Origin of the sequence: Stenotrophomonas bentonitica (genome assembly GCF_002887735.1) — a bacterium.
Taxonomy (GTDB): Bacteria; Pseudomonadota; Gammaproteobacteria; order Xanthomonadales; family Xanthomonadaceae; genus Stenotrophomonas; species Stenotrophomonas bentonitica_A.
This window is the reverse complement of the sequence record NZ_PKQP01000003.1, coordinates 329,197-351,100: the sequence shown is the minus strand read 5'-3', so window position 1 is coordinate 351,100 and position 21,904 is coordinate 329,197. Positions and strand designations below refer to the sequence as shown.

19 protein-coding genes are annotated in these 21,904 nt (G+C 68.1%); 10 read left to right on the top strand and 9 right to left on the bottom strand.

The features are described from left to right. The first annotated feature begins 94 nt into the window (after nucleotides 1–94). Genes mgtE through C0R07_RS08700 form a run of 3 tightly spaced genes read left to right on the top strand, consistent with a single transcriptional unit; the run spans nucleotide 95 to nucleotide 4,999 of the window. Complete coding sequence (mgtE, locus tag C0R07_RS08710) at nucleotides 95–1,465, top strand: magnesium transporter (protein ID WP_019185477.1); 1,371 nt, start codon at nucleotides 95–97, stop codon at nucleotides 1,463–1,465. A gap of 52 nt (nucleotides 1,466–1,517) precedes the next feature. Then, entirely contained in the window at nucleotides 1,518–4,256 is a 2,739-nt protein-coding gene (locus C0R07_RS08705; protein WP_102788685.1) for a bifunctional acetate--CoA ligase family protein/GNAT family N-acetyltransferase, read from the top strand. 47 nt (nucleotides 4,257–4,303) lie between these two features. Beyond that, entirely contained in the window at nucleotides 4,304–4,999 is a 696-nt protein-coding gene (locus tag C0R07_RS08700; RefSeq protein WP_102788684.1) for an alpha/beta fold hydrolase, read from the top strand. A 127-nt stretch (nucleotides 5,000–5,126) separates the two neighbouring features. Here C0R07_RS08700 and dkgB read toward each other — a convergent pair whose 3' ends face one another. Both dkgB and C0R07_RS08690 read right to left on the bottom strand, forming a co-directional pair. After that, on the bottom strand, nucleotides 5,127–5,930 hold the full coding sequence (gene dkgB, locus C0R07_RS08695; protein ID WP_102788683.1) for a 2,5-didehydrogluconate reductase DkgB: 804 nt from the start codon (nucleotides 5,928–5,930) through the stop codon (nucleotides 5,127–5,129). 105 nt (nucleotides 5,931–6,035) lie between these two features. Beyond that, a complete protein-coding gene (locus C0R07_RS08690) occupies nucleotides 6,036–7,250 on the bottom strand; it encodes an MFS transporter (protein WP_102788682.1) in 1,215 nt (404 codons plus the stop codon). Nucleotides 7,251–7,376: 126 nt separating this feature from the next. Between C0R07_RS08690 and C0R07_RS08685 the strand changes: the two genes are divergently transcribed. Continuing rightward, a complete protein-coding gene (locus C0R07_RS08685) occupies nucleotides 7,377–8,279 on the top strand; it encodes a LysR family transcriptional regulator (protein WP_102788681.1) in 903 nt (300 codons plus the stop codon). A gap of 75 nt (nucleotides 8,280–8,354) precedes the next feature. On the opposite strand, the gene C0R07_RS08680 is transcribed toward C0R07_RS08685, so the two are convergent. Further along, nucleotides 8,355–10,487, bottom strand: coding sequence for a methyl-accepting chemotaxis protein (locus C0R07_RS08680; RefSeq protein WP_102788680.1), 2,133 nt, complete (start codon nucleotides 10,485–10,487; stop codon nucleotides 8,355–8,357). A 181-nt stretch (nucleotides 10,488–10,668) separates the two neighbouring features. On the opposite strand from C0R07_RS08680, the gene C0R07_RS08675 reads away from it, so the two are divergent. Both C0R07_RS08675 and C0R07_RS08670 read left to right on the top strand, forming a co-directional pair. Continuing rightward, nucleotides 10,669–11,121, top strand: a complete 453-nt coding sequence (locus tag C0R07_RS08675; RefSeq protein ID WP_102788679.1) for an Rrf2 family transcriptional regulator — start codon at nucleotides 10,669–10,671, stop codon at nucleotides 11,119–11,121. Next, nucleotides 11,111–12,019 carry an NAD(P)/FAD-dependent oxidoreductase gene (locus C0R07_RS08670; protein WP_102788678.1) on the top strand — a complete coding sequence of 303 codons (909 nt, stop codon included), beginning with the start codon at nucleotides 11,111–11,113 and terminating at the stop codon, nucleotides 12,017–12,019. The genes C0R07_RS08675 and C0R07_RS08670 overlap by 11 nt, the downstream gene beginning before the upstream one ends. A 93-nt stretch (nucleotides 12,020–12,112) precedes the next feature. Here C0R07_RS08670 and C0R07_RS08665 read toward each other — a convergent pair whose 3' ends face one another. Beyond that, the gene (locus C0R07_RS08665; protein ID WP_102788677.1) at nucleotides 12,113–13,069 is read right to left on the bottom strand and encodes an aldo/keto reductase; all 957 of its coding nucleotides are present in this window, start codon (nucleotides 13,067–13,069) and stop codon (nucleotides 12,113–12,115) included. Between the two features lie 174 nt (nucleotides 13,070–13,243). Between C0R07_RS08665 and C0R07_RS08660 the strand changes: the two genes are divergently transcribed. The 3 genes from C0R07_RS08660 (at nucleotide 13,244) to C0R07_RS08650 (ending at nucleotide 15,030) form a co-directional block, all read left to right on the top strand. Continuing rightward, nucleotides 13,244–14,104 (top strand): class I SAM-dependent methyltransferase, encoded by an 861-nt coding sequence (locus C0R07_RS08660; protein ID WP_102788676.1) that lies wholly within the window; start codon nucleotides 13,244–13,246, stop codon nucleotides 14,102–14,104. 56 nt (nucleotides 14,105–14,160) lie between these two features. After that, the gene (locus tag C0R07_RS08655) at nucleotides 14,161–14,421 is read left to right on the top strand and encodes a hypothetical protein (RefSeq protein ID WP_102788675.1); all 261 of its coding nucleotides are present in this window, start codon (nucleotides 14,161–14,163) and stop codon (nucleotides 14,419–14,421) included. Between the two features lie 69 nt (nucleotides 14,422–14,490). Then, complete coding sequence (locus C0R07_RS08650) at nucleotides 14,491–15,030, top strand: pseudouridine synthase (protein WP_102788674.1); 540 nt, start codon at nucleotides 14,491–14,493, stop codon at nucleotides 15,028–15,030. Nucleotides 15,031–15,089: 59 nt separating this feature from the next. Here the strand turns inward: C0R07_RS08650 and C0R07_RS08645 are convergent, their stop codons facing one another. Both C0R07_RS08645 and hrpB read right to left on the bottom strand, forming a co-directional pair. Continuing rightward, nucleotides 15,090–15,479, bottom strand: a complete 390-nt coding sequence (locus tag C0R07_RS08645; protein ID WP_102788673.1) for a hypothetical protein — start codon at nucleotides 15,477–15,479, stop codon at nucleotides 15,090–15,092. Between the two features lie 182 nt (nucleotides 15,480–15,661). Continuing rightward, entirely contained in the window at nucleotides 15,662–18,181 is a 2,520-nt protein-coding gene (hrpB, locus tag C0R07_RS08640; protein ID WP_102788672.1) for an ATP-dependent helicase HrpB, read from the bottom strand. A 103-nt stretch (nucleotides 18,182–18,284) separates the two neighbouring features. On the opposite strand from hrpB, the gene C0R07_RS08635 reads away from it, so the two are divergent. Beyond that, on the top strand, nucleotides 18,285–19,082 hold the full coding sequence (locus tag C0R07_RS08635) for a TatD family hydrolase (protein WP_070469963.1): 798 nt from the start codon (nucleotides 18,285–18,287) through the stop codon (nucleotides 19,080–19,082). A gap of 80 nt (nucleotides 19,083–19,162) precedes the next feature. On the opposite strand, the gene C0R07_RS08630 is transcribed toward C0R07_RS08635, so the two are convergent. The 3 genes from C0R07_RS08630 to C0R07_RS08620 all read right to left on the bottom strand — a co-directional run bounded on the left by C0R07_RS08630 (nucleotide 19,163) and on the right by C0R07_RS08620 (nucleotide 21,900). Next, nucleotides 19,163–20,059: an epimerase gene (locus tag C0R07_RS08630; RefSeq protein WP_102788671.1), complete on the bottom strand. Its 897-nt coding sequence runs from the start codon at nucleotides 20,057–20,059 to the stop codon at nucleotides 19,163–19,165. Between the two features lie 5 nt (nucleotides 20,060–20,064). After that, nucleotides 20,065–21,003 carry a 2-dehydropantoate 2-reductase gene (panE, locus tag C0R07_RS08625; RefSeq protein WP_019185460.1) on the bottom strand — a complete coding sequence of 313 codons (939 nt, stop codon included), beginning with the start codon at nucleotides 21,001–21,003 and terminating at the stop codon, nucleotides 20,065–20,067. A gap of 144 nt (nucleotides 21,004–21,147) precedes the next feature. Beyond that, the gene (locus C0R07_RS08620) at nucleotides 21,148–21,900 is read right to left on the bottom strand and encodes a DUF3800 domain-containing protein (protein WP_102788670.1); all 753 of its coding nucleotides are present in this window, start codon (nucleotides 21,898–21,900) and stop codon (nucleotides 21,148–21,150) included. Between the last annotated feature and the right edge of the window lie 4 nt (nucleotides 21,901–21,904).

Sequence of the window (21,904 nt, the reverse complement as noted above, 5' to 3'; positions counted from 1 at the left end):
TCGACCTTGCTCGACGCCAGCGATGGCGACCGCCTGACACGGGTCGGTTCGCCAGCGTTGGCGTCGCGCAATGCGATACCCACAGGCGAATACGATGAACCAGAAAGACCTGCTGCGCCCGGTGGCCGATGCCGCCTCCTTGAGCGCACCCCTCGATAATTTCAACACCGCCGATGCGGTGGAATTCCTCAACACGCTGAGCCTGTCGCGCGCCGCCGATACGCTGGCCGCGCTGCCGTTGCCGCGCGCGGTGAAGATGCTCGAGCAGCCCGAGCTCAACCGCGGTGGCGATCTGGTGGCGGCCATGCCGGTCGCCCGCGCCGCCGCCCTGCTCGGCCTGATGGCCGATGACCGCGCCACCGACATCGTCCACGAGCTGGACGAGGACGAGCGCGCGCGCCTGATCCCGCTGCTCAGCCCCGAGGCCCGCAAGGCGATCCAGCAGCTGCTCAGCTACCCGGCCCACACCGCCGGCGCCCTGATGACCACCGAGTTCGTCAGCGTGCCCTCGGACTGGACGGTGGGCCGCACCCTGCAGCACATCCGCGAGGTGGAGCGCACCCGCGAGACCGTCTACGCGATCTACGTGCTGGACCCGCATACCCGTGCGCTGGTGCAGGTCGTCACCATGCGCCGGTTGATCACCGGGCTGCCCGAGGAGCCCATCCTCGACGTCGCCCAGGTCAATCCGCCGGTGACGGTGGATGTGCAGCTGGACCAGGAAGAAGTCGCGCAGCTGATCCGCCGCCACGACCTGCTCGCGATCCCGGTGGTGGATGCGCAGCACCATGTGCTGGGCATCGTCACGGTGGACGACATCCTCGATGCCCTGATCGAAGAATCCACCGAGGACGTGCACAAGTTCGGCGGCATGGAAGCACTGGAAAAACCGTACATGCAGATCGGCTTCTTCGAGATGCTGCGCAAGCGTGCCGGCTGGCTGAGCGTGCTGTTCCTGGGCGAGATGCTGACCGCCAGCGCGATGCAGCACTACGAAGACGAGCTGGCGCGCGCGGTGGTGCTGACGCTGTTCATTCCGCTGATCATGAGCTCGGGCGGCAACTCCGGCTCGCAGGCGACCTCGCTGCTGATCCGCAGCCTGGCCCTGCGCGAGCTGCGCCTGCGCGACTGGTGGAAGGTGGCCCTGCGCGAGGTGCCGACCGGCATCACCCTGGGCGCGATCCTGGGCGTGCTGGCGATCATCCGCATCGTCTCCTGGCAGCTGCTGGGCCTGCACGACTACGGCGACCATTGGCAGCTGCTGGCCCTGACCATCGGCGCAGCACTGGTCGGCATCGTCACCTTCGGCTCGCTGTCCGGCTCGATGCTGCCCTTCATCCTCAAGCGCCTGGGCTTCGACCCGGCCAGCGCCTCGGCCCCGTTCGTGGCCACGCTGGTGGACGTCACCGGCCTGGTCATCTACTTCAGCATCGCCGCGATGATCCTGCGCGGCACCCTGCTTTAACAGGGACGGGGGTGGTTAATAACCACCCCCGTCCCTGTTACTGTCTGGTCGCATGAGCACCTACCACCTGCAAGCCGTCTTCCGCCCGCAGTCGGTCGCCGTGATCGGCGGCAGCCCGCGTGAACGTTCCGCCGGCCGGGCGGTGATGCGCAACCTGCGCGGCACCGGCTTCCCCGGCAAGGTCGCCTGGATCAACCCACGGTACAGCGAGATCGACGGCATCCGCACCGTGAAGCGGCTCAAGGACCTGGATTGGGTGCCCGAGCTGGTGGTGATCACCGCCCCGGCCAGCATCGTGCCGCAGGTGGTGGCCACCGCCGCCGAGCGCGGCGTCAGCGCGGCGATTATCCTCACTGCCAACCTGGGCGAAGGCCCGGGCTCGCTGGCCGCACAGGTGGAAGCGGCGGCACGGCCCAAGGGCCTGCGCATACTCGGTCCGCACTGCCTGGGCGTGATCGCCCCGCACGCGCGCTTGAACGCCAGCATCACCGCGCATTTCCCGCAGGCCGGCGATCTGGCCCTGATCTCCGAATCCAGCGCGATCGCCGCGGCCCTGGTGGAGTGGGGCGTGGCACGCTCGGTCGGTTTTTCCGCCGTGGTCTCGCTGGGTGACACCCTCGATGTCGACTTCGGCGATCTGCTCGACTACTTCGCCACCGATTACCGCACCCGCGCGATCCTGCTCTACGTCGAGCACATCCGTGACGCGCGCAAGTTCATGTCGGCCGCGCGCGCCGCGGCGCGTGCCAAGCCGGTGGTGGTGGTCAAGTCCGGCCGTCATATCCGCATCAATCCCGATGCCGATACCCACGTACAGGCGCTGGCCAGTGCCGATGCGGTGTATGGCGCGGCGTTCAACCGCGCCGGCCTGCTGCGCGTCAGCGCGCTGGACGAACTGTTCACCGCGGCCGAAACGCTGGGCCGGCTCGGCACCTTCCCCGGGCGCCGGCTGGCGATCCTGAGCAACGGCGGCGGGGTAGGGCGGCTGGCGGTGGATCAGCTGCTGGCCCTGCGCGGCAGCCTGGCCGAGCTGTCGCCGGCCACTGTTGCCCAGCTCGATGCGGTGCTGCCGCAGGGCTGGTCGCGCAGCAATCCGGTCGACATCGTGGTCGATGCCGACGGCGACCGCTACGCTGCGGCGATCGAAGCGCTGATGTCCGATACCGAGAACGACGCGGTCCTGGTGGTCAACGTGCCGACCGCGTTCACCTCCTCGGCCGATGCCGCGCAGGCGCTGACCCGTACGCTGGGCCTGCGCCCGCGCCATCACCGCGACAAGCCGGTGTTCGCGGTGTGGCTGGGCAACGATGACCGCGCCACCGCCACGCTCAATGCCGCACGTGTGCCGACCTACCCGACCGAAGCCGAGGCCGTGCGCGGCTTCCAGCATCTGGTGCGCTACCGTGACGCGCAGGCCGCGTTGATGGAAACCCCGCCCAGCCTGCCCGAGGATTTCGTGGTCGATACCGCCGGCGCCCGCGCGCTGGTGGAGGCTGCGCTTGCCGCCGGCCAGCAGTGGTTGGACCCGATCGCTACCCACCAGCTGCTGAGCGCCTATGGCATTCCGTCCGCACCGGTGATGCAGGCGCGGGATGCGCACGAGGCGATGGACCTGGCCCAGCCGCTGCTGGAGCAGGGCGCCACGGTCGCGATCAAGGTGTTCTCGGCCGATATTCCGCACAAATCCGATGTGGACGGGGTGCGCTTGAACCTCAGCACCCTGCAGTCGGTGCATGCGGCGGCCACCTCGATCATCGCGCGCGCGCACGAGAAGCGACCCGATGCGCGCATCGATGGCGTGCTGGTGCAGCCGACCATCGTGCGGCCCAAGGCCCGCGAGCTGATTGCCGGCATCGCCGATGACCCGACGTTCGGCCCGGTGATCGTGTTCGGTCGCGGCGGCACCGCGGTCGAAGTGATCGACGACAAGGCGATCGCCCTGCCGCCGCTGGACCTGCGCCTGTCGCATGAACTGATCGGCCGCACGCGGGTCTCACGCATCCTCAAGGCGTACCGCGATGTCCCGGCCGCCGACGAACGTGCAGTCGCGCTGATCCTGGTCAAGCTCGCGCAGCTCGCCGCCGACATCCCCGAGATCCGCACGCTCGACATCAATCCGCTGCTGGCTGACCGCGACGGCGTGATCGCACTCGATGCGCGCGTGGCGATCGAACCCTCGCGCAAACTGCACAAGGGCCGCGGTCATCCGCGCTTCGCGGTGTTCCCCTACCCGAAGGAGTGGGAGCGCACCATCACCCTGTCCGACGGCGCGCCGGCGTTCGTACGTCCGGTCCGCCCCGAGGATGACGCGCTGTTCCGCGCGTTCTTCGCCCGCGTGACCGACGACGACCTGCGCCTGCGCTTCTTCCAGTCGGTGAAGCATTTCAGCCACGAGTTCATCGCACGCCTGACCCAGCTCGACTACGCGCGCTCCATCGCCCTGGTCGCCATCGACCCGCGCAGCGGCGACATGCTCGGCGCGGTGCGGCTGCACGCCGATGCGGACTATGATCGTGGCGAGTACGGCATCCTGATCCGCTCCGACCTCAAGGGCCATGGCATCGGCTGGCGGCTGATGGCGATCATGATCGAGTACGCCCAGTGGCTCGGCCTGAACATCATTGAAGGCCAGGTGCTGCGCGAAAACAGCACCATGCTGGCGATGTGCCAGAGCCTGGGCTTCAAGACGCGACTGGACCCGGACGATTCCACGGTGATGGTGGTGACCCTGCCCGTGCAGGACGTGCAGGACGTGCAGGTGCCGCAGGCGCCCGATCCTGCAACGCACTGAGCCGATCGCGGTACGACGTGTGCACGTTGGCGGAGCGACAATACGGCATGACCGATCGCCTCCCCCTGCTGCTGCTCCCCGGCCTGCTCAATGACGCTGAACTCTGGCGTGCGCAGATTGCCGACCTGTCCGATATCGCCGACTGCATCGTCGGCGACCAGACCCGTGGCGAGACGATGCAGGCGGTGGTCGATGACGTGCTGGCCCAGGCACCGGCGCGTTTCGCCCTGGCCGGTTTCTCGCTGGGTGGGTTCGTGGCGCAGGCGATCCTGCGCACCGCGCCGGAACGCGTTCTGCGGCTGGCCCTGATCGATACCTCGATCCATGCCGACTCGCCCGAGCGTGCCAGGCAACGCCAGACCCAGCGGGCCAGCGTACGCCTGCCCGGGAAATTCCACGGCTTCGGCGACACGTTGATGCGCAGCTACATCGACGCCTCGCGGCTGGAAGACGATGTGCTGGTGCAGCGCGTACGCGACATGACCGCGCGGCTGGGTGCGGAGGTGTTCCTGCGCCAGAGCGCCCTGGATCGGGTGGATGGCCACGACGTGCTGGCCGGGTACCGCGATCCCCTGTTGATCGTGTGTGGTGCGAACGACCGCATCACCCCGCTGGCGATCAGCGAGGAGATGCATGCGCTGGTGCCGGATTCAACCCTGGTGGTGCTGCCCGATTGTGGCCATCTGGCCCCGATGGAGAAGCCGGACGAGGTCAGCGCCGCAATGCGGGACTGGTTGCGGTGATACCGGCCAGCGGCCGGCGCTTCCCGATGATGCCCACGTCGTTGATCAGGCGCTGGCTCTTCCGGTAGGTGCCGACCGTTGGTCGGCACGCACCACCCACGCCCGACCAACCCTCGGACCCTGCCGATCAATCCCAGGCTGGCGCGATCGCTTCCGGATTGGCCAGGCGATGCCCGCGATCCAGCGTGGCGATCTGCGCCATGTCCTCATTGCTCAAACGCAGGTCGGCCGCGAGCAGGTTGCCGGCCAGGTTGTCGCGCTTGGTCGAGGACGGAATCACCGCAAAGCCCTGCTGCAACGCCCACGCCAGCGCGACCTGGGCCGGGGTGGCCTGGTGACGCTCGGCGATGGCCTGGATGACCGGGTCCTTGAGTACTTCGCCGTAGGCCAGGCTCATGTATGCGGTGACATGGATGCCCTGGCCCTTCAGGAACGCGATCAACGCGCGGTTCTGCAGGTAAGGGTGGACTTCGATCTGGTTGGTGGCAATCGCCCCGGCCCCCAGGATCTCGATGGCCTGGCGGGTCTGGGCGATGGTGAAGTTGGAGATGCCGATCTGCCGGGTCAGGCCCTGCGACTTCGCCTCGGCCAATGCACCCAGATACTCGGCCATCGGCACGGCATCCTTCGGCGACGGCCAGTGGATCAGGGTCAGCTCGACATGGTCGGTGCGCAGCTTGCGCAGGCTCTCGCGCAGGCTGTCCAGCAGCGCGTCGTGGTGGAAGTTGGCGATCCAGATCTTGGTGGTGATGAACAGCTCATCGCGGGCCACGCCGGATTCGGCGATGGCCTGGCCGACCTCGGCCTCGTTCTCGTAGATCTGCGCGGTATCGATGGCGCGGTAGCCGACGTCCAGCGCGTTGCGCACCGAATCGATGACGGTCTGGCCTTTCAGGCGGAACGTGCCGAGACCGAATGCGGGAATGCTCATGGAAACTCCTTCATGGGGTGAGGTGCAGGCTACGCCGTGCACCGTAAAGCGACGGTAGAGCCGACCGTTGGTCGGCTGCTGTCACGGGTCCGCGACCGGAATCCCTCAATGCGCACTCACGGCGATGCCTTCGGCGCGGTCGGCCACCCCATCGCGGCGGTCCAGGCGGCCGCTCAACGCGGTCAGGCCGAAGGCGCCCATCACCACCAGCGCGCCCAGCCACGGGGTGTGCATCAGGCCGAAGTGATCGACCACCAGGCCACCCAGTGAAGCACCGAGCGCGATGCCGACGTTGAAGGCGGCGATGTTCAGGCCCGAGGCCACATCGGCGGCCTGCGGAGCGAAACGCTGTGCCTGCTTGACCACATACACCTGCAGCCCCGGCACGTTGCCGAACGCCACCGCGCCCAGCGCCAGCACGGTCAGCAGCACCAGCCAAGTGTTGTAGGCGGTGAAGGTAAGCACGAACAGCACGGCCGCGAGCAGGGCGAAGATCAGCTTCAGTGCCGGGATCGGACCGCGGCGGTCGGCCAGGCGGCCGCCCCACAGGTTGCCGATCGCCACCGACACGCCATAGACCAGCAGCACGCCGCTGACCGCATTGGCCAAGAAACCGGTGACGTCCTGCAGGATCGACGCCAGGTAGGTGAACGACAGGAAGGTGCCGCCGTAGCCGAGCGCGGTGATCGCATACACCAGCAGCAGGCGCGGCTGCGCCAGCACCGACAGCTGCTGGCCGAAGGTCGCCGGCGCGCTGCGCTGCAGGTTGCGCGGCACGAACAGCAGGCTGCCGATCAGCGCGATCACGCCCAGCGCGGCCACCGCGAGGAAGGTCGCACGCCAGCCCAGGTGCTGGCCGATGAAGGTGCCCAGCGGCACGCCGGTGACCAGGGCCACGGTGAGGCCGGTGAACATGATCGCGATCGCGCTGGCTGCTTTCTCCTTGGGCACGACCGAGGTGGCGATGATCGAGCCGATCGAGAAGAACACGCCGTGCGCCAGGCCGGTGAGCACGCGCGCGACGATCAGCGAGCCATAACCCGGCGCCATCCAGGCGATCACGTTGCCAAGCGTGAACAGCAGCATCAGCGCGACCAGCAGGGTCTTGCGCGGCACCCGGCCGGTCAGCGCGGTGAGGACCGGGGCACCGACCGCCACGCCCAGTGCGTACAGCGACACCAGCAGGCCGGCCGAGGGCAGGGTGACGCCGAGGTCGGCGGCGATCGTCGGAATCAGGCCGACGATGACGAATTCAGTCGTGCCGATGGCGTACGCACCCAGCGTCAGCGCCAACAAGGCCAAAGGGATACCACGGGACATGGACGGATACCGGTGGGGAGTGAGGCTGCGCAGTCTGCGCGCCGCACTCTTGCGGAAAAAGCGGCCTTCACGCCAATCACTGTTGCTCCATGGTCAATAATGGAGCCTCTCCGCCGGGCCGCCGCCATGAAAACCACCCTCGATGAGATGCAGGCCTTCATCGCCGTGATCGACAGCGGGTCGATCACCGCCGCCGCCGAACAGCTGGGCCAGACCACCTCCGGGGTCAGCCGCGCGCTGGGTCGGCTGGAAGAAAAGCTCGGCACCACCCTGCTCACGCGGACGACCCGTCGCCTGCAGCTGACCGAGGAGGGCGACGCTTTCCTGGCCCAGGCCCGCGCGATCGTGGCCTCGGTGGAAGCGGCCGAAGAGCAGATCGCCGCACGCCGTCAGCGACCGGCCGGGCGCCTGCGCGTGGATGCGGCGATGCCGTTCGTCCTGCACGTGATCGCCCCGCTGGTGGCCAGCTACCGCGCGCGCTATCCCGAAGTGGCGCTGGAGCTCAACAGCAGCGAGCGCTACATCGATCTGCTGGAGCGGCGCACCGATGTGGCCATCCGTATCGGGCCATTGGCCGATTCCACCCTGCATGCGCGGCCGCTGGCCCACAGCCGGCTGCGCGTGATGGCCAGCCCGGCGTATCTGGAGCAGCACGGCACCCCGCGCGACGTGGCGGCACTGACCGAGCACACCCTGCTCGGCTTCAACGAGCCTGACTCGCTCAACCACTGGCCGCTGCCCGGCGCGACCGACGCGCTGCTGCACGTGCGCCCGGCGGTGGCGGTCTCCAGCGGCGAAACACTGCGCCGGCTGGCGCTGGAAGGGGTCGGGATCGTCAGCCTGTCTGATTTCATGACCCACCGTGACCGCGAAGCCGGCGCCCTGGTGCAGGTGCTGCCGGATATCACCGTGGAGGTCCGCCAGCCGATCCACGCCGTGTACTACCGCAACACGGCGGTCTCGGCGCGGATCAGCTCCTTCCTCGATCACCTGGCCGAGGCCATGGTGGGTACCCCTTACGTCCGGTAGTACCGGCCGCTGGCCGGCTCCCTCGCGATGCCCACTGCGTGCGGTTGCCGGCCAGCGGCCGGCACTACGGCTGCATCACGCCGCGCGCGCCAATCCGGTCACCGCACCGCGCCCGGCATCCAGCACGAACACATCCACCGCCGCGTTCAGGGCCAGCGCCTGGTCTTCCATGCTGCGCGCCGCCGCCGAAGCTTCTTCCACCAGCGCTGCGTTCTGCTGCGTGGTCTCGTCCATCTGCACCACGGTCTGGTTGACCTGCTCGATCCCGGCGGACTGTTCCTGCGAGGCGGCTGCGATGTCGGCCATGATGTGGGTGACGCGCTGCACACTGCCGACGATCTCGCCCATGGTCTGCCCGGCCTGCTGCACCAGTGCGGCGCCGCTGTCGACATCGGTGACGGATTGATCGATCAGCCCCTTGATCTCCTTGGCCGCGCTGGCCGAGCGCTGCGCCAGCGTGCGCACTTCGCTGGCGACCACCGCAAAGCCGCGGCCCTGCTCGCCGGCGCGCGCCGCTTCCACCGCAGCGTTGAGCGCAAGGATGTTCGTCTGGAACGCGATGCCGTCGATGACGGTGATGATCTCGGCGATCTGCCGCGACGAGGCCTGGATCGCCCCCATCGTGGTGACCACCTGGCCGACCACCTCACCGCCTTGCGAAGCGACCGAGGCGGCGTTGATCGAAAGCTGGTTGGCCTGGCGCGCATGCTCGGCGTTCTGGCGCACGGTGGAGGTGAGTTCCTCCATCGAGGCGGCGGTTTCTTCCAGGTTGGCGGCCTGCTGTTCGGTGCGGCGCGACAGGTCGCTGTTGCCCGCGGCGATCTCGCCGGCGGCGGTCTGGATCGACTGCGCGGCGTGCTTGATGTCGCCAACGATGGTGGTCAGCTGACCGGTGGTACGCGCCATGTCATCTCGCATGCGCGCGAACACCCCGTGGAAGTCGCCGTGCATGCGCGCGCTCAGATCACCTCCGGCGATCGCCTGCAGCACGCGCGACACTTCGCCCAGATCCTGCTCGGTGGTCTGCATCAGGCGGTTGAGCCCGCCGACCATCTCGCCGAAGTCGTGCTGGTAGCGTGCCTCATCGCCGCGCTGGCTGAAATCGCCCACGGCCGCTGCCGCCGCCAATCGTTTGATCTCGGCATTGATGGCACCGAGGTTGGCCTTGGCGGTATCCAGCGCCTGGGTGATCACCGCCTTCTCGCCGGGCAGGCGTTCCATGTCCACCGATAGATCACCGACCGCGTAGTGGCCCATGATCTCGATCGCCCGCAGCTTCACCTGGATGTGGTTGGCGACCAGGGTGTTGGTGTCGCTGACCATCTGCCCATAGCCGCCCGGGAATGCCGTGGCGTCCATGCGGTAGCTGATCTCACCGGCGTCGTGGCGCTGCGCCATCGTCGCCTGCGCGGCCAGCACGCCCTTCAGGGTCTGGGTAACCTCGCGCATCGCGGTGCCAAGGCGACCGATCTCATCGCCGCTGCGCACCACCACCACATGCTCCAGATCGCCGCGTGCCACCGCGCGGGCTGCGGCTTCGACCGCGACCACCGGGGCGATCACCGCGCGCCGCAGCCACAGGGTGAGCACGGCCAGCAGCACCAGCGCCGCCAGCGCCGTGACCATGGCCGAGGCGACCAGCGCGGCGCGGGCGCGCTCGGCCGTTGCACCGGTCTCGTACTCGGCTCGTTCGCTGGCGCGCGCGGCCAAGGCATCCAGCGTGGCGCCCACGGCGCGGTCGGCGCCGCGCACCAGCGCGTCGCCGGCCTGGGTGTCATAGCCACTGGCCGCGAACGCCTCCAGCGCGCCGCGGTAGCGGGCCTCCAATGCGCGGTGCTCGGCCAGGAACCGGTTGGCCAGCGTGCGTGTCTGTTCATCGCGGCTGGTCGCCAGCGTGCCGGCGAGGGCTTCAATGCGGCGTCCTTCCGCATCGAACGCCGCCAGGTGGCGCTCGCGCAGCGCTTCATCGGCGCCGCGGATCAACACGTTCTTCCACTCCTGCACCTGCAGCCGGAACTCGCGCTGCAGCAGCTCGGCCTGCGCTTTGCGGGCGACCTCGACCGGCACCTCGGCCGACAGGTTCCGCCAGGCCGATCCCAGCCCGGCCAGGGCCGCCAGCACGATGATGACCAAGCCGAGCGACAGCGCGCCCAGCAGTTTGAATTGAAGACTCAGGGCGCGTGGACGCGCCGGTGCGGAGGACGTCATGGGAAATGAAAAGTGGGGAAGGGCAATGCGGTATCGGTCTGCCTAAAGCAGGCTGAAGTGCGACGCCAATCACGGTTACCGTTCTATTAAACGTTGTGACGATGGCGTGTAGATTAATTTTGGTCGCATATGGAACGAAACAGGACTGGACACGCAACCAATATGTAACTAATGTAGTTACATGAAATCCAGCAACCAGTTCTCAGACGCCTTGCATGTGATGGCCCATCTGGTCGGCCAGGACGGCCCGCGCACCTCCGAGCAGCTCGCGACCTGCCTGCCCACCCACCCCGTGGTCATCCGTCGCCTGCTGTCCGCCCTGCACAAGGGCGGTCTGGTGACCACGGTGCGGGGCCACGGCGGCGGCAGCCAACTGGCGCGGGCACCGGCGCAGATCACCCTGCACGACGTGTATGTCGCCATCGGTGCGCCCCCCCTGCTGCACACCGGTGCGCGCGAGACCGGGCGCGGCTGCCCGGTGCAGCGCGTGGTCAACGAGGCGCTGGACGACAGTTACCGCCAGGCCCAGGCGCTGCTCGAGGCCCGCCTGCGTGACACCACCCTGGCCACGCTGGGCGAAGCATTCGCCCGCCACCTGGCCCACCACGCTGCAGGAGTTCCCCATGAGGTTTGATGCGATTGTCGTCGGCGGCAGTTTCGCCGGCCTGTCCGCGGCCCTGATCCTGGCGCGTGCGCGCCGCGAGATCCTGGTGATCGACAGCGGCCTGCCGCGCAACCGCTTCGCCGCGCATTCGCACGGGGTGCTCGGCCAGGACGGCATCGCCGGCGCCGAGCTGCTGCGCAACGCCAAGGCGCAGCTGTTGGACTACCCGACGGTGCGCTGGGTCAACGATACGGTCAGCACGGCCCAGCCGACCGTGGATGGCTTCGTGGTCGGCACCGCCAACGGTGACACCTGGGCCACGCGCAAGCTGCTGCTGGCCACCGGCATCGCCGATGAACTGCCCGAACTGCCCGGCCTGGCCGAGCGCTGGGGCCACAGCGTGGTGCACTGCCCGTACTGCCATGGCTATGAAATCGGCGGCGGCGCGATCGGCCTGCTGGGCGGGCATGAGAAATCCGCCACGATGGCCGCGTTGCTCGCGGACTGGGGCAACGTCACCCTGTTCGCGCACGGCATGACACTGGCACCGGAAGAACGCGCTGCCCTGCAGCACCGCGGGGTCAGCATCGAGCACGAGGCCGTGATCGGTCTCGAAGGCGAGGCACCGGCGCTGAGCGCTGCCGTGCTCGCCGATGGCCGCCGGGTTGAACTGCGCGCGCTGTTCGTCACCGCGCGCCAGCACATGGCGACACCCCTGGTGGAACAGCTGGGCTGCGTCCTGGAGAACAGCCCGATCGGCGTGCTGGTCCAGGTCGACCCGGGCAAGCAGACCAGCGTGCCCGGCATCTACGCCGCAGGCGATGCAACGCTGGTCGGCAACATCAGCCTGGCCAGTGCCGAAGGCGTGCGCGCCGGCGTCAGCCTGCACCACGCGCTGGTCGCCGAAGACAGCCGGGCCAGCCGATAAGGCGAGGGCGCTCGGCCGGGCCGGAAACCGAGCGCCCACCCCACACGGAAACAGCCGCCCTGCGGCGGCTGTCCGTCATACATGGCGGTGGGCTCAGGCCTGTTCGGCGCTCGCCGCATCCAGCTGCTGCACATCCTGCGCCGACAGCGCGACCTTCGCGGCGGCCAGCACATCGTGCAACTGCTCGACACTGGTGGCGCTGACGATCGGCGCGGTGATGCCTGGACGGGCGATCAACCACGCGATCGCGATCTGCGACGGGCTCACGCCATGCGTGCTGGCGATGTCGTCCAGTGCGCCCAGGATGCGCAGGCCACGCGGATTGACGTACTTGTCCACCACGCTCTGGCCGCGCGCGCTGCTCTTGCCCGCATCGGCGGCACTGCGGTACTTGCCGCTGAGGAAGCCGCTGGCCAGCGAGTAGTAGCTGATCACGCCGAGCTGCGCTTCGCGCACTACCGCTTCCAGCCCGGCTTCGTAACCGGCGCGGTCGTACAGGTTGTACTCCGGCTGCAGCGTTTCATAGCGCGGCAGTTTGTAGTCGGCCGAGACCCTCAAGGCATCGCGCAGGCGCTCGGCGCTGTAGTTGGAGGCACCGATCGCGCGCACCTTGCCCTGTTCGATCAGGCGACCGAAGGCGGCCAGCGTGGATTCCAGCGGGGTGGATTCATCATCTTCGTGCGCCTGGTACAGATCGATCACGTCGGTCTGCAGGCGGCGCAGCGAATCCTCCACGGCGGCGGTGATGTTGTCGGCCGACAGGCCCGGGTGTTCGGACCACTTGGCCACCTTGGTCGCCAGCACCACCTTGTCACGCTTGCCGCTGTGCTTGAACCAGCGGCCCAGAATGGTTTCCGACTCGCCCCCCTGGTTACCGGGCACCCATGCCGAATAGACATCGGCAGTATCGACCAGGTTGAAGCCGGCCTCGACGAAGGCATCGAGGGCGAAGGAGGTCTTCTCGTCCGCACTCCAGCCGAAGACATTGCCGCCGAAGGCGATGGGGGCGACATGGAGGCCGGAACGACCGAGTTCGCGCGTAGCAGTCATGGGTGATGTTCTCCCTGGGAATCGTTTCCACAGGATACGGCCGGGGGGGTGACAGCGTTGCGGCAGCAGGCACAAAACAGTGTTCTGGATTGCTGCGTCGCACTAACGCTTTGTGAACACCTGTGCACGCTTGGCTGCTAGTCTCGCCGCATCCCGTTACTGGAAGCCCCGCCGATGAAAGCCCGTTCGTTGACCTGTGCCTGCCTGTTCACTGTCTCCACCCTGATGCTTACCGCGCCCGCGATGGCGATCAAGCCCGCCGGCCCGAACGCGCAGGTCGCGATCACCCCGGCCGTGCAGAAGGCCGTGCAGGACAATCGCCGCGATCCGGCCAACGTCAAACGCGATGCCTACCGCCATCCGGCGCAGACGCTGTCGTTCTTCGGTGTCGCGCCGGGCCAGACCGTCATCGAAGTCACTCCGGGCAGCGGCTGGTATTCGGAAATCCTGGCGCCGCTGCTGCACGACAAGGGCCAGTACGTGGCCGCCGTGGTCGACCCGATGGCCGTGGCGGAGGGACGTGGCCGCGACTACCAGCAGCGCAGCCGCGATGGGCTGGACAAGAAATTTGCCGGCAACGCTGCCGTGTTCGGCAAAAGCCGTGTGGTGGCTTACGACCCGAAGGCTCCGGTGTTCGGCCCGGCCAACTCGGCGGACGTGGTGCTGACCTTCCGCAACGTGCATAACTGGCGCAGCAGCGGCCAGGCCGAAGGCATGTTCAAGGGCTTCTTCTCGGTGCTCAAGCCGGGCGGCGTGCTCGGCGTGGTGGAACACCGTGCCAAGGCCGATGTACCGGCAGACGACAAGACCGGTTACGTGGGCCAGCAGCAGGTGATCGCGATGGCCAAGGCCGCCGGTTTCGAACTGGCCGGCAGCAGCGAGATCAACACCAACCCGCGCGACACCAAGGATTATCCGAACGGCGTGTGGACGCTGCCGCCGACCAACCAGCATGACGCGGCCGATGAGGCCAAGTACCAGGCGATCGGCGAAAGCGACCGCATGACGCTGCGCTTCGTGAAGCCGGGCAAGTAACACATCGCGCGCGGGCTATGGCCCGCGCGTTCCAGGGAAGGTAGAGGAAAGCACGTTTGAAGAAGCTGCTGTTGATCGCGTTGGCGGTGGTCACGCTGATCAAGATCGTTGATTTCGTGTTCTATGGCCGCAACGGCTATGACCTGATGGGGGCCGCCGGTTTCGGGCTCCTGCTCGCCGGTGCAGCCCTGGACGGGCGTCGCGCGTTCAATGCGCCCGCCACCGGGTCCCGGGCACGGCAAGCCCGCGTCGCCACTGTCTGCGGCGTGGTGCTGGTGCTGGTCTACTTCCTGCTCAAAATGAAGATCATCGGCTGACGTTCGCGCGGATCGCGGCGACGGCATGGGGATGGGACAATGGGCCATCCCACTGCCGCTGTTGCCCCGATGCTGATCGCCTTCAACAAACCGTTCAACGTGCTGTGCCAGTTCACCGACCGCAGCCAGCCCCCGCGCGCGACGCTGGCCGGCTTCGGTCTGCCACCGGCGGTGTATGCCGCCGGGCGGTTGGATTACGACAGCGAAGGCCTGTTGCTGCTCACCGACGATGGCGGCCTGGCCCACCAGTTGACCGATCCGCGGCACAAGGCGGACAAGACCTATTGGGTGCAGGTGGAAGGCACAGTGACCGATGCGCAGCTCCAAGCGCTGCGCCGTGGCGTGCTGCTCAACGATGGCCCCACATTGCCGGCCGGTGTCGAGCGCTTGGAGCCGCCACCCGAACTGTGGCCGCGCACGCCGCCGGTGCGCTTCCGCAAGACGGTGCCCGATGCGTGGCTGGCGATCACGCTGCGCGAGGGCCGCAACCGGCAGGTGCGACGCATGACCGCGGCGGTCGGCCTGCCCACGTTGCGCCTGGTGCGTATCTCGATGGGCGCGCATGCGATCGGCGATCTGCAACCCGGCCAATGGCGGCAGATCGGATAATAAAAAACCGCCGGCAGAGACCGGCGGTTTCGATGCACGTGCGGTAACGCGTCAGCGGATCAGGCGTCGCTGCCGATATCGCTGGTTTCGTCCACCACGGTGTCGTTGCGGCGGTTGCGGGCGCTGATGCGCTGCGCCTGGCCGTTCACCACCCCACCGTTGGCGAGCTTCTTCTTCTGCTGCTTGCGGTACAGCGCATAGCCCAGCAGGCCCACGCCGACAGCGGCGGCGGCGATGGTCACGGCCGGATTGCGGCGCACCACCTTGGCGGCGACCTTGCTGCCGGTCTTGACCGCGCCGAGTGCGGCACCGGTCTTGATCCAGTCGGTCGCCTGCGGCCCGAAGTGACGCAGGTTGCTGCCGGCATGCTTGAGGCCGTCACCAGCGCTGCTGGCAATGTCCAGGGCACGCTCGAGGGCGCGGTCGGTAATCACAGTCAATCTGCTCATGGGGGGTCCTTGCCTAAAGGTTCTGATCCAGTGTCGCGCGGTGGCCGTGTAGGGCGTGTTATCCATTTGCTACGGCCGGATCACGACTGTAGCCGGTTCCCCGCGCTGCGCGCGCCACGTGCCGGGCGATGGTCAGGTGACAGCCATGAATGCGCGCATCGGGTGAGGAATGGGCGGCCCGCTCACGTGCCGCGCGGCTTGGCGCGGTGTGTTGCGTTCGCCGTCCACGGATCGTCCGGCCACGGATGCCGGGGATACCGCCCCTTCATTTCCTTCTTCACCTCGGCGTAGGTGTTCGCCCAGAAATTGCGCAGGTCCTGGGTGACCTGCAGCGGGCGGCCGCCCGGGGAGAGCAGATGCAGCGTCAGCGGGATGCGGCCATCGGCGATGCGCGGGGTGTCGCTCAGGCCGAACAGTTCCTGCAGCTTGACCGCCAGCACCGGCGCCTGCGGCGTGACGCCATCGGCATCGAGCGTGTAGTGGATCGGGCGCTCCATCCCCGAAGGCACGGTGATGCGGACCGGGGCATGGCGATCGATCAGCTGGCGTTGCGCCCACGGCAGCGGTGACTTCAGCGCTTCACCCAAGCTGGATTCGTCGAGCGCGTCCAGGCGGGTCCTGCCGTTGAATGCGGGGGTCAGCCAGGTCGGCAGCGTCGCCAACAGCGCTGCGTCGGAGACATCCGGCAGTTCCAGCGCCGGCATCCATGCGCGCACCGCCAGTGCACGGGCCTGCCACTGGCGCAGCCCTTCGGTCCACGGCAATGCGTCCAGCCCCAGCTCGGCAACCGCATCGGTCAGCGCCTGCGCGGCGTGCGCAGGATCCACGCGACCGGCCGAGCGGCTGTCCAGCACGATGCGGTCGAATCGAGTCTCGCGTCGCGCGACCAGCGCACGCTTCTCAGCATCCCAGCGAACCACGTCTTCCTGTTTGAAGCGATCGGCGAAATCACGGCGCAGGCGGTTCTCGTCCACCGGCGCGGCGCGCAGCAGCAACGCGTCGCGTGCTTCGTAGCGCAGCTCCACCGCGACCAGCCACGGTTCGCCACGCAGATCGCTGGGATCGAACAGGCGCGCGCTGCGGCCATTGGCCAGCAGATAGCGTAGCGGATCGGTCGGATGGCGGGCAGCGATCCGGTCCGGAAATGCATGGGCGAGCAGGTCACCGAGTTGATGCGCTTCGACTGAGGAAGGAGGCGCGGCATCACAGCGCAGGCGTCGCCGCCATTGTTTGCTGGCGGCATCGATGGTCGCCAGCCCGCCGCGGTTGGCATCGGGTGGCACGCGCCCCTGGCGGAACGCCGCCAGCGCACGCCACCGCGCGGCGAGTGCATCACCCCCTTGCCGCAGCGGATCGCGCGCTTCCACCAGCGCGGCCAGATCGCAGGCCAGGGCCTGTTCCACACCGGCACCTGCCGCCATCAGCATCGCCGCCAGCCGTGGATGCGTACCGAGGGTCAGCATGCGCCGGCCCAGCGGGGTCAGCGTGCCACTGTCGCTGAGCGCGCCCAGGCGCTGCAGCAGTTCACGGGCGGCGGCCAGGGCACCGGCCGGCGGTGTATCCACGAAGCGCAGGTCGTCGCTGCCCCAGGCGGCCAGTTCCAGTGCCAGCGAGGCCAGTTCCACCTGCGCGATCTCGGGCCGGCGCTGTGCCTCCAACCGCTGCGACTGCGGCCACAACCGCCACGCCCAGCCCTCGGCCACACGGCCTGCGCGGCCGGCACGCTGGTCCGCCGAGGCCTGCGCGATGTTCACCACATCCAGGCGCGCAAAGCCGCTGTTGGGGTCGTAGCGCGGCTCGCGTGCGAGACCGGCATCAATCACCACGCGCACGCCGGGCAGGGTCACCGAGGATTCGGCCACGTTGGTCGCCAGTACGACCCGGCGGCGACCGCCCGGGTCAGGCTGCAGGACCTGCGATTGCTGGTCCACCGGCAGCTCGCCGTGCAGCGGCAGCACCTGCACGGCCGGATCCAGCACGGCCGGATCCAGCACGGATTGCAGCGCTGTCTGCACGCGTGCGATTTCGCGCTGCCCGGGCAGGAACACCAGCACATCACCCGGATGCTCGGCCAGGGCCTGCTCCACCGCGCGCCGTGCCTGCGGCTCCAGCGCCTCGTCGCGACGTGCGGGAAAATGCGCGACCGTCACCGGGAAGCTGCGGCCTTCGCTGCTCAGGCGCGGCGCATCGAGGAACTGCGCCAGCCGCTCGCCATCCAGCGTGGCCGACATCACCACGATGCGCAGGTCCTCGCGCAGCTGCGACTGCACATCCAGTGCCAGTGCCAGGCCGAGATCGGCGGCCAGATGCCGCTCGTGGAATTCATCGAACAGCAGCGCCCCCACGCCCTCCAGCAGCGGGTCGTCCTGCAGCATCCGGGTCAGGATGCCTTCGGTCACCACCTCGATCCGGGTCCGCGCGGAGATCCTGTTTTCGAAACGGATGCGATAGCCGACGGTGTCCCCGACGTCTTCGCCGCGTTGCCGCGCCATGAACTGCGCGGCGCTGCGCGCGGCCACGCGACGCGGCTCCAGCATGATGATCTTCCGGCCTTCCAGCCACGGTGCATCCAGCAGCGCCAGCGGCACCTGGGTGGTCTTGCCGGCGCCGGGCGGTGCTTCCAGCACCAGCCGGGTGCCGTGCTCCAGCGTGGTCAGGATCTGCGGTAGCAGTGTGGAAATCGGGAACATCGGGGTGGTCATGCGGCAAGGATACGGGGCCCAGGCGGGGGCGGCGAGACGCGCGCGCCGGGGCATCGCGGGGAGCACGGTAGAATGCCCGGGTTCACCCGTCCTGTAGCCCCACATGCAACTGATCGATATCGGCGCCAACCTCACCCATGACTCTTTCGATCGCGACCGCGACGCCGTGCTGGCGCGTGCGCGCGAGGCCGGGGTGGTGCAGATGGTGATCACCGGGGCCAGCCGCGAGCATTCGCCGATGGCGCTGGCGCTGGCCCGCCAGCACCCGGGGTTCCTGTATGCGACCGCTGGCGTGCATCCGCACCATGCGGTGGAATACACCGACGAGTGCGACGCGGAAATGCGCGCGCTGCACGCGCATGCCGAGGTGGTGGCGGTAGGTGAGTGCGGGCTGGATTACTTCCGCGATTTCTCGCCGCGCCCGGCGCAGCACCGCGCCTTCGAGCGCCAGCTGCAGCTCGCCGCCGAAAACGGCAAGCCGCTGTTCCTGCACCAGCGCGACGCGCATGCCGATTTCATGGCGCAGATGAAGAATTTCGAGGGCAAGCTCGGCCCGGCAGTGGTGCACTGCTTCACCGGCGAGCGCCAGGAACTGTTCGATTACCTGGACCAGGACTGGTACATCGGCATCACCGGCTGGTTGTGCGATGAACGCCGTGGCGCCCACCTGCGCGAGCTGGTCAAGCACATCCCGGCCGACCGCCTGATGATCGAGACCGACGCGCCCTACCTGCTGCCGCGCACGCTCAAGCCCCTGCCGAAAGACCGTCGCAACGAGCCGATGTACCTGTCGCACATCATCGAGGAGCTGGCGCGCGACCGCGGGGAGGACGTGGAGATCACGGCCGCCCACGCGACGGCGGCTACGCGCACGTTCTTCCGGCTCCCTGACGCGGCTTGAGAAGGTAGGTACCGACCGTTGGTCGGTACGCGTGTCGGACCCCGCATGGGTACGCCGCACCCACGACCGACGGTCGTGGGCTAGCGCAGGGCAGGGCGTCCGTCGCCGTGCGCCCACGCATCGTCCAGTCCTTCGCGGTACGTGGTGAAGCGTGGCTGCCACTGCAATGCCGCGCGCGTGGCGCGGCCGTCGATGCGCTTGTTGCTGGCGTAGAAGCGGCGCAGTGAGGCGGCCACCTCGGGTGCGTCCCACGCCTGCACGACGGGCAGCGGCATTCCACTCAGCGCCGCGGCGTAGGCCACCACGTCCTGTGGCGGCGCCGGTTCGTCATCGCTCAGCAGATGCAGCGCATCGCGTGCAGGCCGCTGCATCGCAGCCTGCACGCCGCTGGCCAGGTCCGCCACGTGCAGCCGGTTGAATACCAGCCCCGGCCGCACCACCTGCCTCGCCTTGCCCTGCGCCAACTGCACCAGCGCATTGCGCCCGCGCCCATACAGGCCCGGCAGCCGGAACACTGCCGAGGCAATGCCACGCGCCTGCGCGAATGCCTGCCACTGCTGTTCCGCGCGCAGGCGCTTCAGGGCGGTCTCATCGGTCGCATCGGCGGCAGACGTTTCGTTGACCCAACCGCCATCGCGGTCGGCGTAGACCGCGGTGGAGGAGAGATAGCCGACCCAGCGCAGCGCAGGGCTGTCGCCCAGCGCATCGATGAGCAGGCGCAAGGCCGGGTCGCCGTCTGCATCCGGTGGCACGGAGCAGACGATGGCCTCGGCCGTGCGGATCGCCTCGCGCAGGCCCGCGCTGATCGGTTCGCCTGCAACCAGACGGTGGCGGAGCAGCCCATCCGCCGGCGCACTGGCGGGATCGCGTACGGTGCCGCTGCAGGCCACCCCGTTCGAGTGCAGCAGCGCGGCCAGATGCCGCCCGCCATAGCCCAGGCCCAGCACCAGCACGTGGGACGGCAGCGCGGCAGGCATGGCGCTCAGGCGCTGCGCTGCTGCTGGTAGGCCTGCAGGTGCGCATAGGCCACGGCCAGCAGCGGTGCGGCCTGGCCGGCCGCCCGTGCCCGTACCAGCATGTCGCCGACGATATGCTCGGCCTCGACCTGTTGGCCGGCCTCCAGATCGCGCAGCATCGACGCCTTCAACGCCGAGCCGGACTGGGTGGTCGCGGCCAGTGCGATCTCCCGCGCCTTGGCCGGGATCGGCTCGCCGGCCGCCTCGGCCACCGCCAGGCATTCCTCGTACAGGCCCCGCACGATCGCCGCACCGTCATCGGTGGCCACGATCGTGCCGACATCGGCGCGCATCAGGCAGGTCGCCGCCGCCAGCGTGGTCAGGAAGGTGTACTTGATCCACTGCTCCTGCCCGATCGCATCGGTGGCGACGTGGTCCACGCCCGCCTGCACGCAGGCCGCCGCCAGCGCCAGCACGCGCGCGCTGCTGCCGGTGCCGTCGCGCTCGCCGAAGGTCAGCTTGGCCGCCGGCGCCAGATGCACCACCGCGCCGTCGCTGGCCTTGGTCGCGCTGATGAAGCACAGTCCGCCCAGCACGGCGTCGCGGCCGAAGCGTGCGTCGAGATCGGCGTAATGCCGCAGCCCGTTGAGGATCGGCAGCACCGTGGTACGCGGGCCCATCGCCGGGGCGATCGCCTCGATCGAGCTGGCCAGGTCGTAGGCCTTGCAGCTCAGGATCACCAGGTCGAAGGGCTCAGCGCTCGCCAGCGCAGGCAGCGCCTCGGCGGTGACGTGCTTGACCGGGAAGGTCGCATCGCCCAGCGGGCTGCGGATCACCAGCCCTTCGCCCGCCAGCTGGGCCGCACGCGCCGGGCGGACGAGGAAGGTGACGTCCACGCCGGCCTGGGCCAGGCGACCACCGAAGTACCCGCCGGTCCCGCCGGCGCCGAGGATCAGGATACGCATGGCTCTCACACTCCAAATCAGGGATGGCTGAATGCATTCAAGACTGCCGAGGCCTGCACCTGGCAGCTCTGTTATAGTGAAGCCTGGATCGGGGATTCCCGGTCGGCATTGGGCCTCGGCGGATTCGCTGGGGCCTTTTGTTTTTCAGGGGAAGCACTTCAGACCGTATCCACGGTAGCGCCCCGTGGCATCCCGGTCGAGTTTGGTTTCGATGACATCCCATGCCCGGTTCGGCTGGTCCGGGCGCAGCTGTTTCAGCCCAATGGGACGGGCCACCAGATCGGCAAGTTGCAACCCGATCGAGTTGTTCTTCTTGTCGGTCAGCACAGGTTCGAACGGCAGATGGACATGGGCAAAATTGTCGCCGCCGCAGATGCGCCGGAACGCAAGTTCCAGGTCTGCATCTTCGTTGCGCCCCCGGGATTCGCACAGGACATGGGTCAGCAGCGGTCCTTCATCATCGTTGCTCTGTCCGAGACGACGCAGCGAATAAAAAATGCGTTCCAGACAAAAGCGCAACGACAATTCGTAGGGGCTTTCATTCCGTCGGCGATGCTCGACCAGCTGGCGCTTGTCGATGACAGCGGAAAACACCGTCATGGGTGTTCGTTCAAGCACGTCGGTCAATGCCTGGATGAAGGCGTGTTTTTTTGTGCGGTCGCGAAGGATGGCGAACGGGCCGGTATCCTTGCGGATCTCGCGTTCGTGCAGGATGACCGCATCGTGCCCGAATGTTGAGAATTTCAATTGCTGCATCGCCGGGACCACGGTGGTCATGTAGTCCCGTTTGCTGATAAGGCAACAGGACAGCACGAACAACGGATACCCGTCGTCGATGCTGTCCATGCCGTGGTCGCCACTTTCATCGACAAATACGATGTAGTCGCTGAACCGCATCAGA

Excerpts from the sequence above, each read along its gene's own strand:
- dkgB (WP_102788683.1), bottom strand. The coding sequence starts at position 5,930 with ATGAGCATTCCCGCATTCGGTCTCGGCACGTTCCGCCTGAAAGGCCAG.
- C0R07_RS08635 (WP_070469963.1), top strand. The coding sequence starts at position 18,285 with ATGCAACTGATCGATATCGGCGCCAACCTCACCCATGACTCTTTCGAT.
- C0R07_RS08685 (WP_102788681.1), top strand. The coding sequence starts at position 7,377 with ATGAAAACCACCCTCGATGAGATGCAGGCCTTCATCGCCGTGATCGAC.
- C0R07_RS08670 (WP_102788678.1), top strand. The coding sequence starts at position 11,111 with ATGAGGTTTGATGCGATTGTCGTCGGCGGCAGTTTCGCCGGCCTGTCC.
- mgtE (WP_019185477.1), top strand. The coding sequence starts at position 95 with ATGAACCAGAAAGACCTGCTGCGCCCGGTGGCCGATGCCGCCTCCTTG.
- C0R07_RS08645 (WP_102788673.1), bottom strand. The coding sequence starts at position 15,479 with ATGAGCAGATTGACTGTGATTACCGACCGCGCCCTCGAGCGTGCCCTG.
- C0R07_RS08660 (WP_102788676.1), top strand. The coding sequence starts at position 13,244 with ATGAAAGCCCGTTCGTTGACCTGTGCCTGCCTGTTCACTGTCTCCACC.
- C0R07_RS08690 (WP_102788682.1), bottom strand. The coding sequence starts at position 7,250 with ATGTCCCGTGGTATCCCTTTGGCCTTGTTGGCGCTGACGCTGGGTGCG.
- C0R07_RS08665 (WP_102788677.1), bottom strand. The coding sequence starts at position 13,069 with ATGACTGCTACGCGCGAACTCGGTCGTTCCGGCCTCCATGTCGCCCCC.
- C0R07_RS08650 (WP_102788674.1), top strand. The coding sequence starts at position 14,491 with ATGCTGATCGCCTTCAACAAACCGTTCAACGTGCTGTGCCAGTTCACC.
- C0R07_RS08700 (WP_102788684.1), top strand. The coding sequence starts at position 4,304 with ATGACCGATCGCCTCCCCCTGCTGCTGCTCCCCGGCCTGCTCAATGAC.
- C0R07_RS08630 (WP_102788671.1), bottom strand. The coding sequence starts at position 20,059 with ATGCCTGCCGCGCTGCCGTCCCACGTGCTGGTGCTGGGCCTGGGCTAT.
- C0R07_RS08620 (WP_102788670.1), bottom strand. The coding sequence starts at position 21,900 with ATGCGGTTCAGCGACTACATCGTATTTGTCGATGAAAGTGGCGACCAC.
- hrpB (WP_102788672.1), bottom strand. The coding sequence starts at position 18,181 with ATGACCACCCCGATGTTCCCGATTTCCACACTGCTACCGCAGATCCTG.
- panE (WP_019185460.1), bottom strand. The coding sequence starts at position 21,003 with ATGCGTATCCTGATCCTCGGCGCCGGCGGGACCGGCGGGTACTTCGGT.
- C0R07_RS08675 (WP_102788679.1), top strand. The coding sequence starts at position 10,669 with ATGAAATCCAGCAACCAGTTCTCAGACGCCTTGCATGTGATGGCCCAT.
- C0R07_RS08680 (WP_102788680.1), bottom strand. The coding sequence starts at position 10,487 with ATGACGTCCTCCGCACCGGCGCGTCCACGCGCCCTGAGTCTTCAATTC.
- C0R07_RS08705 (WP_102788685.1), top strand. The coding sequence starts at position 1,518 with ATGAGCACCTACCACCTGCAAGCCGTCTTCCGCCCGCAGTCGGTCGCC.